Source organism: Pseudomonas bharatica CSV86 (assembly GCF_000319305.2).
In the GTDB taxonomy this organism is placed as follows: Bacteria; Pseudomonadota; Gammaproteobacteria; order Pseudomonadales; family Pseudomonadaceae; genus Aquipseudomonas; species Aquipseudomonas bharatica.
In genome coordinates this window covers 1018359-1038696 of sequence record NZ_AMWJ02000002.1, presented here as the reverse complement: position 1 = coordinate 1038696, position 20338 = coordinate 1018359, and the positions used below count along the sequence as shown (strand labels likewise).

General features: G+C 56.5%; 23 protein-coding genes and 1 pseudogene. 1 reads left to right on the top strand and 23 read right to left on the bottom strand.

Translation table 11 applies throughout. The features are described from left to right. Window positions 1-82: 82 nt before the first annotated feature. The 5 genes from CSV86_RS18565 to CSV86_RS18545 form a co-directional block, all read right to left on the bottom strand. Window positions 83-1426 (bottom strand): site-specific integrase, encoded by a 1344-nt coding sequence (locus tag CSV86_RS18565; protein ID WP_009402072.1) that lies wholly within the window; start codon window positions 1424-1426, stop codon window positions 83-85. After that, complete coding sequence (gene mobH / locus CSV86_RS18560; protein ID WP_037061042.1) at window positions 1423-3318, bottom strand: MobH family relaxase; 1896 nt, start codon at window positions 3316-3318, stop codon at window positions 1423-1425. Before mobH ends, CSV86_RS18565 begins: the two co-directional genes overlap by 4 nt. A 94-nt stretch (window positions 3319-3412) precedes the next feature. Then, on the bottom strand, window positions 3413-4360 hold the full coding sequence (locus tag CSV86_RS18555; RefSeq protein WP_009402068.1) for a hypothetical protein: 948 nt from the start codon (window positions 4358-4360) through the stop codon (window positions 3413-3415). A gap of 113 nt (window positions 4361-4473) precedes the next feature. Beyond that, on the bottom strand, window positions 4474-4818 hold the full coding sequence (locus tag CSV86_RS18550; protein ID WP_240160578.1) for a type II toxin-antitoxin system RelE/ParE family toxin: 345 nt from the start codon (window positions 4816-4818) through the stop codon (window positions 4474-4476). A 17-nt stretch (window positions 4819-4835) separates the two neighbouring features. Then, window positions 4836-5114, bottom strand: a complete 279-nt coding sequence (locus CSV86_RS18545; RefSeq protein ID WP_009402065.1) for a type II toxin-antitoxin system ParD family antitoxin — start codon at window positions 5112-5114, stop codon at window positions 4836-4838. Between the two features lie 112 nt (window positions 5115-5226). Here CSV86_RS18545 and CSV86_RS18540 point away from each other — a divergent pair, with 112 nt between their 5' ends. After that, on the top strand, window positions 5227-5553 hold the full coding sequence (locus tag CSV86_RS18540; RefSeq protein WP_158487724.1) for a hypothetical protein: 327 nt from the start codon (window positions 5227-5229) through the stop codon (window positions 5551-5553). Between the two features lie 48 nt (window positions 5554-5601). On the opposite strand, the gene CSV86_RS18535 is transcribed toward CSV86_RS18540, so the two are convergent. The 18 genes and pseudogenes from CSV86_RS18535 to CSV86_RS18450 all read right to left on the bottom strand — a co-directional run bounded on the left by CSV86_RS18535 (window position 5602) and on the right by CSV86_RS18450 (window position 20320). Continuing rightward, window positions 5602-7143 (bottom strand): conjugal transfer protein TraG N-terminal domain-containing protein, encoded by a 1542-nt coding sequence (locus tag CSV86_RS18535; RefSeq protein ID WP_009402063.1) that lies wholly within the window; start codon window positions 7141-7143, stop codon window positions 5602-5604. Then, on the bottom strand, window positions 7140-7496 hold the full coding sequence (locus tag CSV86_RS18530; protein ID WP_009402061.1) for a hypothetical protein: 357 nt from the start codon (window positions 7494-7496) through the stop codon (window positions 7140-7142). The genes CSV86_RS18535 and CSV86_RS18530 overlap by 4 nt, the downstream gene beginning before the upstream one ends. Window positions 7497-7498: 2 nt before the next feature. After that, window positions 7499-8860: an integrating conjugative element protein gene (locus tag CSV86_RS18525; protein WP_009402060.1), complete on the bottom strand. Its 1362-nt coding sequence runs from the start codon at window positions 8858-8860 to the stop codon at window positions 7499-7501. A 19-nt stretch (window positions 8861-8879) separates the two neighbouring features. Then, entirely contained in the window at window positions 8880-9815 is a 936-nt protein-coding gene (locus tag CSV86_RS18520; protein ID WP_009402058.1) for a TIGR03756 family integrating conjugative element protein, read from the bottom strand. After that, window positions 9815-10234: a TIGR03757 family integrating conjugative element protein gene (locus tag CSV86_RS18515; RefSeq protein ID WP_170394935.1), complete on the bottom strand. Its 420-nt coding sequence runs from the start codon at window positions 10232-10234 to the stop codon at window positions 9815-9817. Before CSV86_RS18515 ends, CSV86_RS18520 begins: the two co-directional genes overlap by 1 nt. A gap of 126 nt (window positions 10235-10360) precedes the next feature. Beyond that, window positions 10361-10741, bottom strand: coding sequence for a hypothetical protein (locus tag CSV86_RS18510; protein ID WP_009402048.1), 381 nt, complete (start codon window positions 10739-10741; stop codon window positions 10361-10363). Window positions 10742-11000: 259 nt separating this feature from the next. Beyond that, entirely contained in the window at window positions 11001-11399 is a 399-nt protein-coding gene (locus CSV86_RS32085) for a DsbA family protein (RefSeq protein WP_240160537.1), read from the bottom strand. Then, window positions 11396-11713, bottom strand: coding sequence for a hypothetical protein (locus CSV86_RS18500; RefSeq protein WP_009402044.1), 318 nt, complete (start codon window positions 11711-11713; stop codon window positions 11396-11398). The genes CSV86_RS32085 and CSV86_RS18500 overlap by 4 nt, the downstream gene beginning before the upstream one ends. Beyond that, window positions 11710-14703: a conjugative transfer ATPase gene (locus CSV86_RS18495; RefSeq protein WP_009402042.1), complete on the bottom strand. Its 2994-nt coding sequence runs from the start codon at window positions 14701-14703 to the stop codon at window positions 11710-11712. The genes CSV86_RS18500 and CSV86_RS18495 overlap by 4 nt, the downstream gene beginning before the upstream one ends. After that, complete coding sequence (locus CSV86_RS18490) at window positions 14703-15152, bottom strand: TIGR03751 family conjugal transfer lipoprotein (RefSeq protein ID WP_009402040.1); 450 nt, start codon at window positions 15150-15152, stop codon at window positions 14703-14705. Before CSV86_RS18490 ends, CSV86_RS18495 begins: the two co-directional genes overlap by 1 nt. Next, complete coding sequence (locus tag CSV86_RS18485) at window positions 15130-16629, bottom strand: TIGR03752 family integrating conjugative element protein (RefSeq protein ID WP_009402038.1); 1500 nt, start codon at window positions 16627-16629, stop codon at window positions 15130-15132. The genes CSV86_RS18490 and CSV86_RS18485 overlap by 23 nt, the downstream gene beginning before the upstream one ends. Beyond that, window positions 16610-17503, bottom strand: coding sequence for a TIGR03749 family integrating conjugative element protein (locus CSV86_RS18480; RefSeq protein ID WP_009402037.1), 894 nt, complete (start codon window positions 17501-17503; stop codon window positions 16610-16612). The genes CSV86_RS18485 and CSV86_RS18480 overlap by 20 nt, the downstream gene beginning before the upstream one ends. Next, entirely contained in the window at window positions 17500-18150 is a 651-nt protein-coding gene (locus tag CSV86_RS18475; protein ID WP_037061036.1) for a PFL_4703 family integrating conjugative element protein, read from the bottom strand. The genes CSV86_RS18480 and CSV86_RS18475 overlap by 4 nt, the downstream gene beginning before the upstream one ends. Window positions 18151-18158: 8 nt before the next feature. Beyond that, window positions 18159-18541: pseudogene (locus CSV86_RS18470) on the bottom strand (TIGR03750 family conjugal transfer protein). Between the two features lie 13 nt (window positions 18542-18554). After that, window positions 18555-18854 (bottom strand): TIGR03745 family integrating conjugative element membrane protein, encoded by a 300-nt coding sequence (locus CSV86_RS18465; RefSeq protein ID WP_240160576.1) that lies wholly within the window; start codon window positions 18852-18854, stop codon window positions 18555-18557. A 69-nt stretch (window positions 18855-18923) separates the two neighbouring features. After that, window positions 18924-19157 carry a TIGR03758 family integrating conjugative element protein gene (locus CSV86_RS18460; protein ID WP_240160536.1) on the bottom strand — a complete coding sequence of 78 codons (234 nt, stop codon included), beginning with the start codon at window positions 19155-19157 and terminating at the stop codon, window positions 18924-18926. A gap of 2 nt (window positions 19158-19159) precedes the next feature. Next, a complete protein-coding gene (locus CSV86_RS18455; protein ID WP_311985879.1) occupies window positions 19160-19477 on the bottom strand; it encodes an integrative conjugative element protein, RAQPRD family in 318 nt (105 codons plus the stop codon). A 519-nt stretch (window positions 19478-19996) separates the two neighbouring features. Then, a complete protein-coding gene (locus CSV86_RS18450; RefSeq protein ID WP_009402030.1) occupies window positions 19997-20320 on the bottom strand; it encodes a DUF4177 domain-containing protein in 324 nt (107 codons plus the stop codon). Between the last annotated feature and the right edge of the window lie 18 nt (window positions 20321-20338).

Genomic DNA, 20338 nt, shown 5'->3' with positions numbered 1-20338 from the left:
ATGCAGATCGTCGATTTCTGGCCACGGTTGGTCCTACCTCCCCCGGCATCCTTCGCAAAATAAAAAGGCTAACGATGAGGCGTCAGGTCCACCTGTACGACCCAGCGGCGCTGAGAGGTGACGCTTGCTCCATTAGCGCTCCAGAGTCGAAAGAGTCCTCAGAGGGACTGCACGGAGGGATTCCGAGGTCAGCCCATAAGGTACCTGGTCCATCCCATCCCAGTTCGTGGGAGAGCCCGGTCGTCAGTGTGGAGATCTGCTCCAGCGGATATTTCCTTGGGCGCTTCTGTTTTGGCAGCGCTAGAAATAATTCGTGCGCTGAAGAAACCTTTATTTCACTTAAATCACCGGTTTTTTCTTTGGCAACGTTCGTAGAGTCTTCAACAGAATCTGAAGGATTTTGGCGACTACTATCCACTTGCTGTGGCAGCGCTTTTGGTTGAGAGGATTCAGGCCGGGAGGGATCTTCTCGGCGTTCAAATCTAATCGCTCCTTGGTGCAGGCTCCGTTCGTCGAGTACAGCTCGCATATGTTCATAGTCGACTTCGATATAACTCATCGTCGTCGCTATGTTCGAATGGTTTAGTAGTGCTTTTGTCAAATGAATATTGCGTTCTGGTTGCCGCATTAAATCGGTCGCCAGAGTGTGCCTAAATCTGTGAGGCGTCATCCTAATGCCAAACGCATGAGTAAGCTTTTTGAACATATCTTCAATTTGATGAATGTTCATCGTTTTAGATCTGTAATGGATCGAAAATCGGTTTACATTGAATAGCTGATCTTCATCCCTGAAACCCATGTTTCTGGCAGCAGTAACGATTCTTTCTATATGTGGCTCAAGCCCCTTCATTATGGGAATACAGAATCCTCTGTGAGTTTTCTCTGTTTCAGCATTCACATATATGAGCTTCTTGGTCCAATCAATATCTTTTAATCTGATGCAGAGCAACGCGTTCAGGCGGATACCTGTGTAGTAAAAAATCTCGAACGTGGCTAGCCAAAACCAGGCCGGCGTGATTTTCGCTCGAGCTCCAGTGCTCTCCTCCTCTGCTACGAGGCTGGTGAGCCACCTTCGTGCGCTTTTGATCGCATCGCCTCCAATTATCTTGCTGGGCCGCTTTGGTGGAATAAGTGTGGTCTTTTTAAAAGGGTTGGCAATGGAGTCTGAGAGTATTCCATACTCAATCCCGTAACCCCATATCGTGCGCAGATGATTTGAATAGGTATTCCAGCTACGCTTTGATAGTCCTCCATCGACGACCTTGTTTCGCCAGGCGAGAATGGCACGTCGATCAATCGACTCGACTTCTGTACATTTGCCAAAATGTTTTTCCAGCGATTTGATCGCTGCACTATATGTCTTAGCGCTAGCCTGTCTTAAATCATGGTCGGCCAGATACTCGTTCAGCAGTTTCTGGGGCGTCATTTGGCAGCCCCTTCCGTCACCCTTCGTAAACTAGGGTTGTTCATAGGCTGCTCTGAAAATATTAACCCCGGATCTTTGAGAACATAGCCTCTCAACTGAGATGTTTTTCTTGGACCTATCACATCATAGGTCCAGATATTCAGCTGATCATTGGTTTTGACGTGAGTCTTTTCTTTTTCAAAAGCACGTTGTACGTACTGCCAAGTTGCTGATCCAGATTTTCCGATGCTTTTTTCGAGCCCAGGATGTTCAAGCACATATCGCTTGAAGATCCCTGGGGTGACTAGCATTACAGTGTCGTCGACTGTGTGGACTAGGGCTTTGGTATCGTTGATGATCAATTTGTGAGAGGCAACACCTGCTTTAACCCAAGCGACGAAAGCCCCTCCTAGCGCATTACTGGTAGGCATTGTGGTGACATCGTTCCGTGCAGCATTCCTTGCTGTGGCTGCTATAGAATCCTCAGCCGTTTCATCCTCCTCATGTCCATGATCGAGAGGGAAGGCGGCTGCTGAGCCATTGCTAGCACTTGGCTCAACTGATGGCCCAGTGATATCACTATACAGCGACAGCAGTTCCTCGCGCTCAGATGATTGGAGATCAGTTGATGGACCCGGCTGCACCAGCGGTCTGGGCTGTGGCGCCAGTCGAGGGGCTAGGCTTGTACCATCGACTGGCTCATCCGATATTTCACAGACGTTATGCTCATTGCTGCCCGCCTCGATGACTGCAACCGGTTCCTGCTCAAGGGTTAGGTTGCCCTCATATGGAGGAGGTCGGTCGTCCGGATTTGGCCATACGAGTGCCGGCGAGATTTTCAGGAAGGTGAAGCTGTTCTTCCAACCGCGGCCGTTGTCGATGGTGGCTTTCCAGATAGCTTTATCCTGGGCATTGGTCTGGATGATCGCCTGGTCCTGCAGCATGTTGAAGAATGGGGCATTGGAGGTTGGCACTCCCTCAATACCCTGGGTCAGCATGTATGCCCGAAGCTGATCTGCTGCAGGCTTACTCACCAGCCAAAGCGCATCCTGGGTCAGCCAGCCATCTGCAGGTCCTTCCGGGTGATTGAGCTTGAGTTTCTCCCGCACCAGGAATCGCAGGCCGTCGGCGAGTTGCCGCTGCAGTGATTGTCTGGGGGCTGTAAGCGCGCGCTCCGGATTTCCTCCCAGTTGTTGGGCAACCGATGCTTTGTCTGCCTGGACGACAATTTCGCCGAGGATGCCGGCATGCTCGTATTGACCTGCGAGGAGGTAGATCAGCTGCCTCCATAGTTCAGGAAAACCACTGAGCCAGTCGAGAATCTCGTTGTCCAGGACCTGTATATACACCAAGGCTGAAGCAGCACCGTGTAGCTGGTACTCCCTCCCTTTGACGTACTTGAACCGGTAGGGGCGGCTAATTGGTCCATGCCACGGGTGCCATGCTTGGCCATCCTCGAGCTCCACGCGGAGGTCAACAGCGATCTTTCCCAAATCGTGCAGCAGCGCACCGTACGCTGCGGCAGCGGTCCATGCCTCAGCTTGGGCCGACTGCGACTCCGGTGGCGCTCCGATCGGCAGAAGGTGTGTCTGACGGATCTTGAGGGCGTAAGCCATGATCTCCAGGCCATGGTCCAGGAGGCCCCCAAGGTGGGCATGGTGATGGTTTTCAGAAGCAGGGAGCAGCTGCACCAGCTCTGCGTAGCGCTCGAGCGGCTTGAGGTACAGGGTGTTGAACTGAGCTCGTGAGAGCGAAGCTCGCCGCCAGATATTCTCCAGGAGCTGCTGGCGGAGGGGGCTCTGCAGCAGAGCAGAAGCCTTCGCGGGCAGGTGGAAGCCCTGCGGTGAGGCTTCTGGTGTTGGTTGAGCCGGTTTGCGGCTCAACCAGGAGAGGAGTTGCATAGGGTGCTCCATGGGGTGTGCATGGAGCGGGCTTTTCTCTTAATGCCAAGATGGCATCAACGGTAAAGCGAATTCCGAGGGGAGTGGATTTCTTGGCAGATGGCCATCATTCGGGTGGGTAAAGCGTCACATTGTCCCCCTCTACGACGATGGTGTGCCCGGAGCTACCAAGCCCAAATTCGTTTCTTGAGCCATTAAACGTTCCAGATGGTGTGTTAAAAGTGAAATTTTCAAATATTACGTATTGATAGACGTTGAAGCCAGAACCGTACAGACCATCCTTTCCTCTTGGATACTCTTTGAACTGAACATTGTTGTACTCTGGTTTCAGTAGGCTAACAAATGCTTTCTCGGCATCTGCTATAGTGCGCGAGCTATTAATATCCAAAACCATGTCATCCATTTCGTCCTCAGGTGCCCATGTCTGAATGACAAGTGGGTCAATGTCGAAGAAAAACAATACGATTTCGTCTGAAACTCGATTCGATGGGGTTGGGTAGCGAATCTGTTCTTCTGTAAGGATCTCAACACGACCTTTATGAGCTTTATTTAACAGTCGCTCGAAACTATCCTGCTTGTTTGCTATCCCAACATAAAGTAAGTCGTAGTTACAAACAATGCCGTGATTGTTGAATCCTTGTAAGTTTGGATTGCCTCTAGATTTTTCCCAGTACACTGAATCGGGGGTATACCAGGTGTGTGAGTGCATCTTCTCACCAGGAGCTGGGCGGCTGTGTCCGATCTGAATTATTTGGTCATCCCAGGCCGCATATACCGCTCCCCCAAGGGGTACATTTGCTTGCAGATTAATATAGCCCCAGTCAACTGTCTTTCCTGCTAGCTTAATTTCTACCCGAGCAATGTCATTTGCTGTGTCGACGATTCGTACATCGCCAAACTCTGTCCGGGGCCTAGCCCCGATCATGTATAACTTGCTACGTTTAAGCTTTGCGGCGAAAGCTGCATTTGCTTCGTCTCTAAAGTCCTTGCTCATGCTGTTTATGAACGGGGGGTGTACCGTAGCAAGGCGGACCATTTTCCCTAAGAAGCTCATCGGTTAACTCCTTGACGCCCTTTCAGTTTTTCAGCCCTTTCAGGTAAGGCTTTTACCCTTCTGGTCCATTCCATTATCCATTCAAGCCCATTTGCTGCTGAGCCATTTACCCTTTACTGCTGATGCAGGTGTTTCAAATTCTGCGCGACCTCCATAGCATCGTGGAGGACTCGTAGTATCTCAACGATTTGAGCTGTCCCAGTTCGGTAGAACACGATATGTCGAGGTCTAATCACACGACCGTCAGTCATCTGCAGCACGTTGAATGACAGATGCAGGCTGCGAAGGCCCGGGGAAAGCTCATCACGCATTTTGCTATCTACCGGCGTCGGCTGTTCAGCTAGGGCGAGGAACGTCTCCTGCAGCAAGTCTTGGTACCGATTCCTGACGGACCGACCGAGCCTCACCTCAGTGAAGCGAAGCGTATCGGCAATGTCGATGCGTGCCTGGGGTGTCATGCGAACCATGACCCTACTCATGCTTTGTCGCCCGCTAGTCTTCCAAGATTGTCCAGGTAGGCTGCCAGATTGGACGGATCGATTTCATCGTACTGGCCTGCTTCGACCTGCATGATGCCTACTGATGTTGCGTTCCGCAGTGCTTCGAGCCGGGCTGCCTCAGCTGCTTCGTGCTCGAGCAACATCCGTATGCCTGCCCGTACGACCTCGCTGAAGTTCTGGTAGCGACCAGTGTTGACGAGATCATCTATGGACTGCTCCATCGGTTTAGGAACGACGACGTTGTGGGTGGCCATGAATGTGGACCTGATGAGTGGTTATGGCGTTTTATGCCATACCCCTTGCGAAAATGCCAAAGGTGTCGTATATCTGATGGCAAGATGCTCTCATTGAGCAAGGAGATCGGCCATGACTACTGCAGCCAAACACTCGATTGCCTCCCGCTTAGGCCGGGCTCTTGGAGGTGTGGCGCGCTTCTGCGTGCATGACGTAAATCCGAAAGTCCGTTGGGTAAAGCGGGCAGTTCTTGCCATGGTAGTTGCGTTCATTTTAGCCAACTCACTGAGCTGGCTAATGTCAGTGTTGTTGACTGTCACTTCACTTACTCTGGGCCTATATGCGCTTTCAAAAGTTGATCTAGGTAAGGTTGAGCTGTTTTCAGAGGATGAAGCGGCACCGTATGGTCGAGACGTGTTTGAAAGGCCGCTTGACTCTTATGGAAGGTCAGTTAAATAGATACTGGTTCAGTGTTCATCCTACTAAACCAGTATCGTCTAAATTTGCTCAGCTTTTTGACGCTCCACCAGTAACCGATTTAATACCTCCCTCCGCCAAGTTTCCGGCTTTCTGACCTGCCCTTTGTACTGCACCAGTGCCTTCTGATAAACCGCTAAGAATTGTTCCTGTTTGAACTCCTGCCCAGCCGAGAGCAAGTACCCAGAACGTTGGGAGAATTATGAACATCGATCCCATTACGAAATTTAGAAGGGCGTCTTGCGTGGTAGTGTTCAAACCCATCACTGGATCAAAGGATAGGTGCGGGGATCCCGAACCATACAAAACGTCGATTATTGTGCTGTCGACCCATCTTGCCAGTTGAAACCAAAAGTCCACGAAAATTAGAGCGAACATCGTTACTGACATGGTCATAGCAACTTTAAGTTGATATGCGCCGATTATGAGTACAAGTGGAATGCAGATGACCATGGCCATCTTGAGGAAGGCCACGACCATCGGTAAGGCTTGGCGCACCATGTCCATCGCCGGGAAAAAGGCCAGTGAGCCAACGGCGACCCCCAGTGTTCCCCCTGCACGAGCAAGGCCATTCCAGACAGTTCCGTCAATCTGGCCGCCATAGTCTGTATAGACGCTCCCGTTGACCTGGCTGGATGGCGACACTAGCTGGCGAATCATCGAGTCGGTTACTTCTTCCTGGGACAGCCACTTCGCCCATCCCAGAAACTGGTTCAGCAGGCTCGGATCGACCTGGGCTTTCAGTCGGTCACGTAGGCCGATGTTCCCGTCAGACCACCACTGCTTGCAGGTGGGGTACCCACCACCACCGGTCACCTGGGGCATGCCGTCATCACGTTTCGTGTCATACGGCCAGGATGTGCGGGGTGTTCTGGAGTAGTCCGTGTCGTAATAACCTGTAGTATTCAGCAGATAGTGGGAGCCGATCCAGTTCAGGTCTTGCAGGGCTTTCTGGTCTTTCGCGATCGACCCAATGTCGGGCTGACGCATGAACAGGCGCGCGCGGGAAGGCCCGAAGCAATCATGGGTGAAGTCTGCTACCTCTTGCGCGAGCAGGGGGTTGCCGATCCTCATCGCGTCCACCTCCATGCGCATTTGCCTGAGATCCGTACCGCAGGGGATTGCTGCAACAGCGCCGCTATTCAACCCCTTGGACAGCGCATGTACGAGCGCCCACCACACCGGCACCTTCGCGCTCTTGCCGGCCAACGAGCTGAAGGTTGTGTTCCACCCTGTCTCAGAGGGGGCTGGCGTCAGCACCTGGCACTGCTTCCCTCGCGATTGGTCGAATTGCAAAGTGTCAAAGCCAACGGATATGAATGGCACAGCGCACAGAGATACCACCACATATCCGACGTAGATCCGGGTCTCAATTCGAGCCAGGGACAGCACTCCCTTGTTGCCCTCGTCGGCGCCTTCACCTCGGACTTTGAGCCACTCCTGGGCCACGATGATGATGAAGGGCAGGGCGAACAGGCCCGTGTCCGAAATCATGTCCCAGATCCCGTTGTTGATGATCCATCCTACAAGGGTGAGGTAATACTCCAGGTAGTCGTTCGTGTAGAGTGTCATAGCACCTCCGACCAGGTGATTGGTGCTTTAGAGATCTCGATGATCACGAACAGCAGGAGCACCAGGAACTCGATCCGCTGCGTCCCCTTCGATGGTTGCCCTGCCTCAGTCCCGGGTAGGCGCGCTTTGAGTTTTAACCAGCCAAAGACGATGATGCCGTAGAGGACAATTCGCCATAACAGCAGTGGCAGGTAATTTCCTTCACGCCACTTCAACCAGGCGTCGAACACGCCCAGGTGATTGATCGCGATGATGCCGAGCAACACGCTCAGCAGCAGTATCACCACGCTGAGAACCACGCCTCCCAGCAGAACTTTCAGGGGGTGGGCTTTTTTCTCGACATCCTCGGACATATTCACTCCTTGCCTGCAGGCTTCTGCAGCTGTAGCAGGCGATCCTGTTCAGGAGCCGCGTCATAGATCGAGCGGGAGCTTTCGGAGCGCGCCTTGCCTCGTTCGATGATCTTCATCGGGGAGTTGTTCGCGAGCTGCTGCCGCATGTCGAGCTCGGTCTTGAGGTTGGTGATGAGTTGCTGAAGAGTGTCGACCTGGCCGAGTGTGGCTTCAACGGCCAGCTTGTTAGCATTCACGTTGGGCTCCTTGCTGCCTGTAATCAGCATGCGCTGCAGCTGCAGCCCTTTCTCCAGGACATCTGCCAGAGCGACCTCGGATGCCAGGCGGGAGGCCAGTACTGCCTGATCCCGCTCGTCACGAAGGGCAGTAACGACCCCGCGGGTAATGGGGAGGGAATCGCTGCTCGCCTCACGCAACTTCTCTGAGGTGATCTGTGTTCCCGGCTTCAAGAGCTCCTGCAGCGCCGCGAGCTTCTTGTCGTATGTTTCCTGGATCAGCGGCGTCAGGCCCACTCCCGGAGTCGAGGTGGTGGTGCAGCCTTCACAGGTTTGGATCTGCTGCTCACCCAGGACCCGGTTTGCGAACTGGGCGGCTTCGGCCGGAGATTCCCAACTGCCGCACACCAGTCCATTGGAGCAGTTGGCCTGCGGAATGCTCGAGGTGTCCTGAGCTGCGCGGTTGTTGAGAAGGTTATAGCCTGCCTTCGCGACGTCCCCGACCACTTTGATAGGCTGCTGACCGTTGCCGCCGGCCTGCTTTCCGCCTACCCAGGTCACGCCGTTAGTTCCAGGCGCTTCCTCGACCTTGTCGACCACTGCTACCGCGTCGTTGCTGGATGCCAGGGCTTGCCCCATCTTTTGCCCCTCTGCAACCTTGCCCCACCCCATCTGACCACCCGCGATGTCGGCCATTCGTTCGGCCATGGCCCTGCAGGTTCCCTTCGATCGGTCGTAGTCGAGGCGCGCCTGCAGGATTCCGTTCGTCAGCAGGTTATAGAGAGCCGGATTGGCCCGCTGCAGGATCATCGCCGGCAGTGACGTGACGGCGCCGGTCGCGTTCTGGATGACGCTGCCCATGATTTGTTGGAAACCTTGCGTTGCACCGTTCAGCTGGTTCTGCAGCGTGTTGCTGAGGTCCATGTTTCCGCAGACCAGGTTGTTCTGCCAGCCGGCACCGACGGTGATGCTCTCCATCTGGCCAGCGCTGCCCATCTGGACAGCACTGCCACCACCGATGCTGTAGAGCACGTCGTCTCCGATCACGCTGCCCTGGGATTCGACCTTGATCGGGTCAGCTGCCTCGGCTATGCACCAGGTGCTGGTCATGCCAGCTGCGAGAATGATCGCGATGGATAATTTATTCATTGAGCTCTCCAGTCATATCTCATTGGAAGTCAGTGCTTCCCAGGAAGGTTTGGCCCTTGCGCTGGCAGCATGAGTAGGGCCGCCACAGGGCCCACGCGTAGGCTTCGTCGACAGCGTCGGCATTAGGGCCGGGGGAGGGGAATACGGCGCAGGTGGGGCTCATGGTTGGCGTGAGTTGCTGCCACTTTCCTGTGCTGGCATCGCCTTCTTTCAGCTCGCCGGCAGGCCAGTAGCCTGGTTCTGCAAGACCGCGCATTGGCAGGTACACGTGGGGTTGACCGACACGGGTGGTGACGTCGCCGGCGCGCTGGGCGATGACAGCACCGGCTTTAAAATCGTCGACCTGGTGGATAAAGCCGCTGCGTGGGTAAACGCTTCCCCACATGTCTGCCGATAGAAGGCCGCCGACTTCACGCATGCCCGGAATCAGGGCCTCCGGGTAAACGGACTCGGGTACTCCGTTCCGCCATGCAAGGGTGTCCAGCGTGCTGAGCATGTATGGAACGTAGGGCGTGGTCGCACCGTGGCAGGAATAGCCAAAGGAACTGGCGAACCGGCTGAACATCGCAGCTCCAGGATGGCCAATAACGTCTGCCTCCTTGAACTTGGCGATGTTGTTCTCGGCGTTGTGGTTGGTTGTTCCATCATTACCGGCTTGCGCTGACGCATTCGGCGCCCCCAAGGGGCTCACCTCTGTCCAAGGGTTTTCCCCGGTATTGGCGTAGGCAGATACCACCGCGTCCGGGATGTAATGCCGGACTTTGGTGGAGGTTTTGACCGTGCAGCCAACAGGTGTGCAGAGCAGCCAGTAGCAGATGCCGACCACTTTGTACTCAAGGCAGGTAGGCGAACTGGTGGAGGCGACAATCGCCGCCGAACTGATGGCCGCTGATGCTGAGAACGGGAGTGATGCTGTAAGAAGACCGGTCAGGGTGAGTCTGGAGATTCGTCCCATCATTGCCCCCTTGCACGATTGATGGTCTGCATGGCTGCTGCCACGTCGGGTTGGCCGTACACCACATACCGGCGATCGACGACCACCGCCGGCACCTTCGAAACACCGACACTCCAGGCATCAGCATTTCCCTGCTGGGCGGTGGCCAGCTGTTGCATCAGTGCGGCACCTGCCGGAGTGCTCATCAGCCGGCGTGCGGCGAGAGCGGCCTGGTGAGGGTTAGATGGCAGCTCTCGGGACAACTGCTCCTCGATGCGCTGTTGGTCATCGAGCTTGATGACACGCACATCTGCTGGTACGGAGGTCAGTGGGTGCGCTGAGTCTGTTATGGCCCAGATCTCGGCATGGGCGGTGCCGGTGGCCAACGCGACAACGAGCAAGGGGACTGCTCGCCATGAGGGCGGGGGGGGATTGAACATGGGACTGCACCTGAAGTGGGGACCGATACAGGAAAACGGATCGGCCCACTAGGCGCAGTAGGAAATAGATATCCGAGGGTGTTTGGATTTATCGGGAAGGCCTCACCGGGAGTTTCACCCTGACCGTCACACCTCCTCGAGATCCTCTTGATCGCCGAGAGCTTGAGTGAGTTGTTGTAGATCGCTCTGTGACAACCTGGTCCCCGGAGTCGGAGTCGGAGTCATTTCGCGCTGCAGGTTCAGCTCGAGCACGGTCCCGGGCGCCGGCGCATACCAGTCGACGATCACGAAGCGTCCTTTGCCTGTGGCAGCGTCGTACTCCATGAGTACGCAGTCGTCGTTCCACTCCTGGAGAGCCCTGCTTAGCTCATTGTGTGAAGGAAATTCTTCCCCTGCCGGCTCAAGCTGAAACCATCCATGGCCAGAGCCTGCGCTTGGAAAGAACCTGCTTGGCAGGTTGCTTTCTTCATCATTGTTGTCGTTGCGCAAGACCGTGAGTTTCATCATTACCTCGACACGTCCTTGCGCAGTGGGGCTTGGGCTGCGAGGGCATCGATGACCGACAACAGCGCGGCGCTATCCACCGGGCCCTCCAGGCGGATGCTGTGTCCTGTCAGGCTGTCAGTGACCTCAATCGTGGGGGTAGCGGCAATGCCGCGGCTTTTTGCCTGAGCCAGCTGTCGATCAACCGCTGCACGGATAACTTCTGTCCTAGCGCAATGGGAGAGATCCTCTGCGGAGACTCCGGGAAGCTCCAACCTGCCTGCTAGGCCCTGGCCATTGCTGCGGGTGCGTAGCAGGACCTGGTCGATCGCTTGCCAAAACGCCGAAGCCCCCCTAAGGTTCCTGCGCATTGGACGAATCGTGCCTCCGATACTGCTGCAGCACCATGGATATCGAGGGGGAAGTGATGCCAAGCGAGCTTCACGTTATCTTGCTCACTCACCCATTGCTTCAATTGCGGGGTGTATACCCTGCAATAAGGGCATTCGAGGTCGGCGTATTCTGTAATGGTCCAGCGAGCGGAAGCCTTTCCGTAAAACCATTCGTTCTCCACGGTCGAACGATATGAAGAAAGATTTGAAGAAATAGCCTTAAGCGTAAAGACAACCGTGAGTACAACACCCAACCCAAGTACGGTAATAATTTTATGTGATGGATTCATTGTGGAGACTCCATCGCGCTTGGCGTTATGGGATCGCCTGGGGATTTAAAAGCTGAGTGGCGCTGCAAAGTCTCCATTAAGTCGTGGAGGGCACCGTCCGGTTGTGGGTGCTGTTTCAGCCATTCATTCAATGCTCCTTGAATCAGCGGCATGATATCTCGCCGATCAATGGCGTTTTTTTTAATTTGTTGTAACTCATCAATCAGCACCGGGGCGCAGACCGATAGCGACTGAAGGGTATCGCGTCCCGGGTCTTTGAGCAGTTGGGTCAGGTTATCGATGATATTCTGGGTCAGGATGTTCATGACTCTCATTCCACGCGCTCCACGGCCTTCTTAGATTGGGGAAAGGTGATGGGGAAGGGGTGAATACCGCGCTTGCGGTCCAGATCTGCAGCCACCTGCAATGCGGCGTGAAGCTCATCGCAGCCAAGCGCCTGCATGATTTCATAACGTTGCCGCTTTTCTTCTGGCTCAGTCATGGCCAAGGCGAGGCACAAGCTGGGCGGCACTACCCGGAACAGCATCTCGATCCGCTTGGCCAGGACGATGCCTTCGGTGAACTTGCCGTTCTCTTTCCTTGCCGAGAGCATCATCGTCTTCTGTGCCGGTGTGAGCTCACGGAAGCGCGCAATCTTTTCCACCTCGTCGGGCGGCATGTTCAAACAGATCCACCACTCGATCATGTTGAGCAGCGCGGATGCTTCTGGGGGGATGTCGTCGACGTTCTGGGTTGCCATCCAGTACCAGGCGCCCAGTTTTCGCCACATCTTGGTGATCTTCACCGAGTAAGGGGAGAGCAGTGGCACCTTCAATGGAATGTGGCCTTCGTCGGTGAAAGCTATCAGTGGCCGTCCTTTGAACTGGTCCCGCTCCGCGATGTTGTTGATGGTGTTCAGCAGTGAGATGTAGGCAATGGCCATCTGGGCCTGATAGCCCTCACGCGCGTAGGTAGCCAAGTCCACGATCGTGATGTCGGCCTCCGGCCAAGCGGTGCCAGGACGGTTGAACATCTCGGCTTCCGTACCCATCGTGAACATCCCCATGGCCTCAGCCATTTCCATGAATCGGTTGCGCCGGCTTTCAGGGAGTTTGTCGTCGCTGGCCATCGCTTGCAGCGCTGCGCTGATATCTTCAGTGAGCACTGGACGGTTCTCGCTGACACACAGCTCGGCCGCGTTGAGGATGCACTGGCGGATGGCACTGCGGTCAGCACGAGTGAGCCGGGCGTCTTCCTTGGACTCGCCGCCTGTGATCATCAATCGGGCAGTAATCTCCAACTCGCCCAAGATGTCCCGCTGCTCGTCTTCCATCCCCGCCAGGGCGTCGGCCAGATGTTGGTCTGAGGCATCCACGTCTGCCGCATTCAGAACCTTGACCTGGTCCTTGTTTTTGACGAGTTGCACCGCGTCTACGAAGGGGGCAAGGCTCACGCCGCTGCCTGGGGCCAGCCGTACTCGGTTGACGGTCAGGCCGAGCCGCTTGGCGAAATCACCCAGCAGGCCGAAGCTGTTGCCGGCCTCGATAATGAAGAACCTCGGGCGATACAGTGCGATGGCTTGCATGATCAGGTAGTTGGCCGTTGCAGACTTACCGGCGCCCGTGGGCCCGAACAAGAACAGGTGGGCGTTCATCTGGCGATCGAGCTTGTTTAATGGGTCGAAGGTCAGCGTTGCACCTCCCCTGTTGGACAGCGTGAACCCTGGGTTACCTGTACCCGTGGAGCGCCCCCACACGGGTGCCAGGTTCGCGATGTGTTGTGTGAACATCAGCTGGGTGTACCAATCCAAGGCGCGATTTTCATTCGGGTCGAAATTGCAGGGTAACCACCGCAGGTAGCTGTTCAGGGGAGCTACCTCGTCCTGTGGCTGGACTGGCTGCATGCCGGCGCCGAGGAGGACGTTGCACAGACTGGTCGTGCGTTCCTCGAGCACGGCTTTATCCTGACCGCGCAGGAAGAAACCAACAGTTCCCCTATAGAGCTTGTGCTTGCGCCCGAGAATGGACCGTGCCGTTTGTACATCATCCCGGGTGTGGCTGGATGCCTGGGTGTCGCCGATGGCCTTCCTGGAGAGTTGTTCAAGATGCCCTTCCAGCAGATCCTGCGGGGTCGGCACCATGGTGATGCACAGCACGGTATCCTCAGGCAGGCGGTCGAATAGCGAGTTCAAGGAATCTGCCTGCTTGGTCTCACCGGTCAGGTGCCCAGTGAGGGGAGCATTTTTCAGGCGATCGAGTATCACAACTCGGTGCGGCATGCCGTCGAACGACCAAAGGCCGCTGTCGACATCCGAACGCGGTTCTCGGTAGAACAAGTTCTCCGAAAAGTCGGTACCGCTGGCCACTGGAAGCTCACCCTCATCGAGCTCGCGGGGTGGTTGGCAAACCGTGTCGTAAAATCGACGGATATCTCGATCAGTCGAGCCCAGGTGATCAGGGTGTGGGTTGAACCAGCCCACGAGCCAGCGCTTGATTGCGTGGCCATCCATACGTTTGGTTGTAACGCCGGCGTTGGCCAGGGATCCTTTAAGACGATCGCAAATTGACTTGAGGTAGGCGGCAGGATCCTGTCCGCGAACCACGAGGTCTTGTTTCTTTACCCGGCGGTATACCACCAGGCGGACTTTCCGGGTCTGTCCACGCCACGGGAGATTGCTGACGGCTGTGTCGACGAACAACCCACCGGGCTTGGAGATGGATTCGAGGTGGTGGCGGAACAGCGCGAGATACAACTTGGTGAAGTCTGTGTTTTCAGCCCGGGGCTGAACGTAGGCATGGAGTTTCTGCAGGTAGTCACCCCAGTCCGTTTCGTCCTGGGCGTAAAGCTGTACGACCCAGTGCGAGCTCTCAAGCTCGTCAAAACTGTCCTGCAGGACGCCTTGCAACGCATCGCGAGCTTGTTGAAGCCAGTCGTCGGAGCGCCCCTCGGTCCCGATCGGGACCAACTCGAAAAACGCCGCCCTGCTAATGCCATCCTCGAGGAGCATGGCTTCTTCCTCTGGCAGATATTCGGCCCATGGCAGCATGTCTACGAACGACGGGTTGACCTCGTACATGCGCGACACGTCAGCTTTCGTCGCCGGCCGACGTTTAGGGTTTTGCCAGTCGGAAGGGGAAGGGATGCCCATCGACTCCAGACGGGCAATGTACCGGTCATTTGCAGCCAGGCGGTTTTCCTCGTTGGTGGCCGTGCTGGCTGTTGCGGGATGGTCGTCGACCAGGTCGGGATCGGTTGTTGTCTGGCCGAGCACGGGCTCGAGCTGCGTTGCAGAGCCTTTGTCCCGCCATTTGTTGAAGAACTGCATCAGTACTCCTCCGTCCGCTCGCCTGGCATGGCGTACTGCACGCGTTGATACATTGGGAATACCGTGGTGTAGCCAGGTACCGGTACCGGGTCCGTCCCTGCCAAGTGCGGGAACACGTACATCACCAGGTCAGGGTTCGGCAGTCGCTTGAACTGGCTGTAAATCTCGTTGTGGGGCGTGCGGGTGAACGTGCCTGCACCTGCTTGTTGGCGAACCACCTGTGCCTCATCGAGCGGCCGGCGAAGCTCTTGGCGTGCATCCAGTAGCATTCTGCTGTTGGAGCTGCCAGAGCCCCCGCCAGACGTTCCGTGTTGCCACACGTCCATCATGTTGGCTTGCCCATGAGGGAGTAGCTCGTCTTTATCAGTCGTGCATCCGCCTAGAACTAGGGCGAGCACAAGCCAGGCCCCGGCCTGCAGCTGGGGCTTAGTCAAGGTTTGCGGATACATGGTTGGCTCCGGCGTTGTAGTCGACCTTGCGGCCTTTGATCTCGTAGTCGATGGCGAGCTGCTGGTCCAAGTGGACGGCGACCTTTGCCCCTGGTTGGACGTACACGGCGGCGAAAGCTTCGCCGTAGAGCTTGTTCATCCAGGAACGGATGTCGCTAACTCCACCGGTGAGGATTGCCCCCATGGCGGAGTTCCCCGAGGAACCAGTGGTCCCGAATGACGTTCCTCCGCTGCTAAAAGTCGTCGAGCTATTTTGCTCATCTGCCTTCAACAATTTGGCTATGCCGGCGCCCGCGGCCGTCACCAAGGACTGGTTGGTCAAGTACTCCTTAGCGTTGGATCGGCGCTCGCCGGAGATGCATGGAATACCGTAGGAATCGCTGATCCAGCCGAGTCCACCCTGGATCGCAGGCTGCCCGTTCCCGTTGCTGCTGTTCTGGTTGTTGTTCTGGCTGCCGTTGGCCTCTTCTGCCGGTGCAGGGAACGATCGGACCGTGCCGTCGGCGAATACGAAGGTCAGGCTCCGGACTTGACCGCGCACGCAGGACAACGTCCAGTCGCCGGATGCGGTACCGCTGGCGACGGCGCCGACGACGTCAGGGAGTTCGATACCGTTTGCGGTCAGGTTGTCCGGGCCGATCAGGACCTTGAAGGGAAAGGGGTCATTGACTGTTCCATCGATCGGTACGCGCCCAATGAGCGCCGACATGGCCACCGATCCCATCAAGGTGGAGTTCTGGGGCAAGGTATAGGCCTTGCGGACTTGCTTACGGGTGTCCTGTGGAGATATTTCAGCGCCGACGTTCTGTGCTGTTGAGCTGAGAACGGTCTGGCCTTTGTCCAGGGTGCTGCCGAAACTGGTGGGAAAATTGAAGCTGGTTGCTGCCTGGGCGGAGCCTGGCTGAAGCGGTTTCCCGCTAGCGTCTATCGCAGTCGCATCATTTGGTTCGACCCAGACGAGCCCATTGGACTTCGTCGCTTTGTCGAAACCCGCGCCGTCACCTGGTTGCACTCCTAGTCCTATGGGGAGGTCTTGCCCAGCGCTATTCGGATTCTGCGACAGGTTATCCAACTGACGCTGGACTTGATCCAGCAGGCCCATGCTCTGGTTTTTTACCTGCTCCTGAAGCTCGCCCTTCGCATCATTCAGTTTATTGTCGACATTCTGATCAATACGCGAGAGTCGGAGCTGTAGCTCTGCATTCTGGTCCTTGAGTTCTTTGTTATCCGTGAGAACCTTTGCGATCTGGTCTTTCACCTCCCGGCTTTCGGCGACAACTGTGCGGAGGGTGTCGGCAGGGGTATCACCGTCCACCCCTAACTTGCGCGCGGTGTCGCCGCCGATGATGATCGTTTCATCTTCAGGAGCCTTCACCTCTTCTTTTTTACTCCCGCCCTTGAACAGGATGATGAGCACGACGATCAGCACCGGAATGAGCAGGTACTTGAGGAGTGGATTACTTTTCAGACTGCCCACGGCGCCCTCCTGCTTTCGGATCAATTTGGCTGACCGAGGACGGCAGCAGAGCCTCTTTGAGCCCTTTGCCATGGGTGACCAGGTAAAGCGTGGTGGTATCGCTGGCGTTTCCGCGAGCCCCAAGATACGGATGCTGGAATGTCGCTGTGGTGAAGTTACCCATCAGCTCTGTGGCATTCATCGTCAGCTGCTGGGCGCTCAGATTCCTCAGCTTGACCGCAGTGACGTAACTGTTGTCGAGGCGCCAAGCCCCTAGGATTGATGCCTCCACCGGCAACACCGGCAACAAAGTGCTCAGATCCAGGGCCCGGTCAACACGCACCTGGCTGATGCCGGCGACAGGCTCAACGGTCCGAAGTGGGGCGTACAGCATTTGTGCCGCATAGCGGGTCAGGGCCACCGGCGCAGGAGTCTCATGGCGGGGGGGCGGCGGAACATCCTCATCCTCCTCCGACGTCGCGGATCGCTTCGTCGAAGTTCGTGCGGAGGTGGTATCGCCGTAGTAGGTGGAAGGGGCCGCACCGGCGACGATCTTGGCGGGCTCGAGCTTGGCTTGGCCCTCTGCCGCCGGTGTCGCGGCAATATCCACCAGCATGATCTCGCCGGTGGCCACGTTCTGCAGCTGGAGCCGGGTCGGTGGAATTTCTTGGCTGGCCAAGAGGTATACCGCGCCACCGGTGCTCTGGACGCGCAGCATGCCGACAAGCTGGGGAGGCATCCCTACGCGCACGTTTTGGTCGACGAACACAATGCGCTCTTGCCCGACAATCAGCGGGATTGCCATGGGGATACGGTCCCACTGCAGTAGCTCTACCGCCTTCACATCGGCAACTGCGAAGAGGCCCAGAGCAAGGAGCCAGGCACGCAGATTCATGGCTTCACCCCGGCGGCTTGCAGATCAACCTCGATGCGCTGCGGGTTGGAGGCGTAGCAGTTCCACATCAACCCGAACGGATTTTTCTCTGGGTTGACGTCGGCACGGACAATGGACAGTGGGTAGCGGGTCATGGCGCGCTTGACCCGCTCTCCGTTCACCGACTCGTCAGCGAGCAGATCCAGGTTGACTGTCCAATCGTTGATCCCGATTTCTTCTACGCGCAGCACGCCAGGGTCGGTCAGCCCATGGCCCGGGATTTCCGAGACGTTCCGCTCACGGCGACGCAGCTCACCGGCGTTACGGCGCATCTCGTAGTCTTTCTTCAAGTATTCCTTGCAACCAGGGGTAACGTAGGAGGCCAGGCGTTCGATGTTGTCCTGGTAGTCGTCGTCCCCATTCTTCTCCCAGCGCTGCATCTGCTGGAAGATATAGAACCCGAAGGCATACACGTTCTCTGGCGGCACTTCCCACCATTTGCGAGTGCTGCCTGAGCGGAGGTCCGGCGGCACATGCACGGTCAGGTCTTCGGGGGCTTTGTGCCAGCCGTAGAACGCAAAAAGACTGACTGCGCCCAGCACAATGACCGCGATTCGCAAGCTAAGGATGTGTGCCTGCTGAGCATCCACTCGTTTTCGAAAACTCATGAAGATCCCTACTTTCCTGTACGACGGCATGTCCACGCACCCTTCCGGGTGACCAACTGGGGGCCACCGAGGAAGGGGAGGTGTTGAGCCTTGTAGAACTGGAGTTGGCGGTAGAACCAGGTATCCGGCCGGCCGCGCTTCATCTTCCGGAGGATCCGGCTTGCCACGGTCAAGCCCAGCGCTCCACCTACAAGCGCGCAAGCGATAAAGAGAGCTGGGTTGCCGAACAAGAACGACACAGGGATGCCTAGAATCATTCCGGCCCCCCACAAACGCCGACCGTTCCCCACATCTCATCAGCAGTGAGGCCGCCCATGACGATGGGCTGTCTGTTGAGATTGTGTGGGAGGAAATCGAGCGTTCCATCCTTCAGGTAAGTGGTCTCAGCCATATCGCACCACCGGTTAGAGGACGCCAGTAGCCTTGGTGACCATGAAGATGCCAACTCCGATCAGGCAAATCCCAACCACGGCGGTGAGCCCCAGGTCCCGCCACTTTTTCTTACCCTCGTGGATGTCGTGGTAAACGCCATAGGCATGGGAGGCGACTCCCACCATCATGCCTCCGAGCAAGAAAAGCCCGAGCAGCATGAATCCGTCATACCCATAGTTCTGGATGGTTTGCAGCCAGCTGGTGCCTTCACCCCGGGTTGGTGCCTGGGATCCTGGGAGAGCTGCCGCAGCGAGTCCGGGCAGCAAGACCATTGCAACTGAGGCAGCGCTGACCAGTGATTTGATGGTGTTTTGAACGGACATTGATTAGCTCCTTGATAGCTAGCTGAGAACGAGTGCGGAGAGGATCAGTAGCAAGACGATGACTCGGACGGTCGACGATCCTGCAATGTGTTTGTCAATGTTCTGAGTCGCCCAGCCGCGGTAGATGCTGTACAGCGCCCAGGCCCCCCACAGCGTCGATAGCGCGATGACAGTGCCTACGAACAGCACAGTGCTGGCTTGGGGCGTGACACCGCTAGCCGCGTTGAACGCTGCGACTTGAGTCCCGCTCATGCTCATGGCATCCGCCCGCCGGTGAGTGTGTACTTGCCCGTCAGCTCTGCCGGATCCCGTGGCTGTGCGCGACTTGGGGTCAGGTACTCTTGCAGGCCCTGGCGAACGCGCTGGATATCGCCGGCCAGACGTTCATAGTCGAAGTAGTAGCGCTGGCCAGGTTCGCTGGCGATCGTGGCGCTGCGGCGCGCTGAGTCCTCCAGCGCGTTCAGCTGGCGGATCATCACCTCGATGTTGGCCTGTTCTGATGCACCGGCCGCCTGAGCGCTGGGTATTAGTGAAAAGCCGCCGCTGACGCTGATCAGCGCGCCAAGCAGGATTCGGCGAGGAGATACAAGGAGGAGGGATGGCTTGTTCACGGCTGGGCTCTGGGACGACTGACTGTGGATGTCAGAATGCCGAGACCAGGTGGGGGGCGCCTCAAGAAATACATATCTGGGGGCCGTAGAATTTTTTCTCGACGCCAATCAGGCTTTGAAACCCTACAATTGACCTGTCTCGATAAGGCAGCTGATCAGCCCAGTTCGGCCTGAGCCCACTGCATCGATTACGATGAGCCGGAGTCAAGCCAGGGAGTTGGTGTACTGGAATACTGATCTGTGGGGAGTCGTATGCCGCAGCAAAAAACTTATTCGCCGGCGTTTGATGCTTGGGTCTCGGACTTTCTCGGTGTCCGTTTCCGAGATGAGGGTTGCTACGATAAAGCGGTCCTGGCCGCTGAGCTGTTGCAGCACAGTCGGGCAGTTAGCTCGACGGAGTTGATCGAGATGGTCAGAAGAGCCAATGCCATGTTGGCCCTTCTCCCTGGTTACGATCATGAAGGCTAGGCAACGGCTGGGTCAGGCTGGTAACTCGCCGTTCCTGGCCTCGCGCTTGAAAAAGAGCAGATATCCGACCGGCATGGGAAATCCGTAGGACCAGGCCTGGGCATTTTGATTTCCCACCTTGATCTCCCCTCGGCACACTGGCTGCGTGCTGACGAGTTCCCAGCCATCGGCGCCGAGCTCGAGCATCTTCGTCTGCAGCGGCTCGTCTTCGGACAAGAGAGACACAACATCGGGCTCCAACGTCTGCTCCGTGCTCTTGAAGATCCATGCGCCGCTAGTCGTGTTCTTGAATGGGATAGCGACAAACTCAGCGCGGTGTTCGAATTTCTTGCTCATGGTTCCTCCTTTACTTAA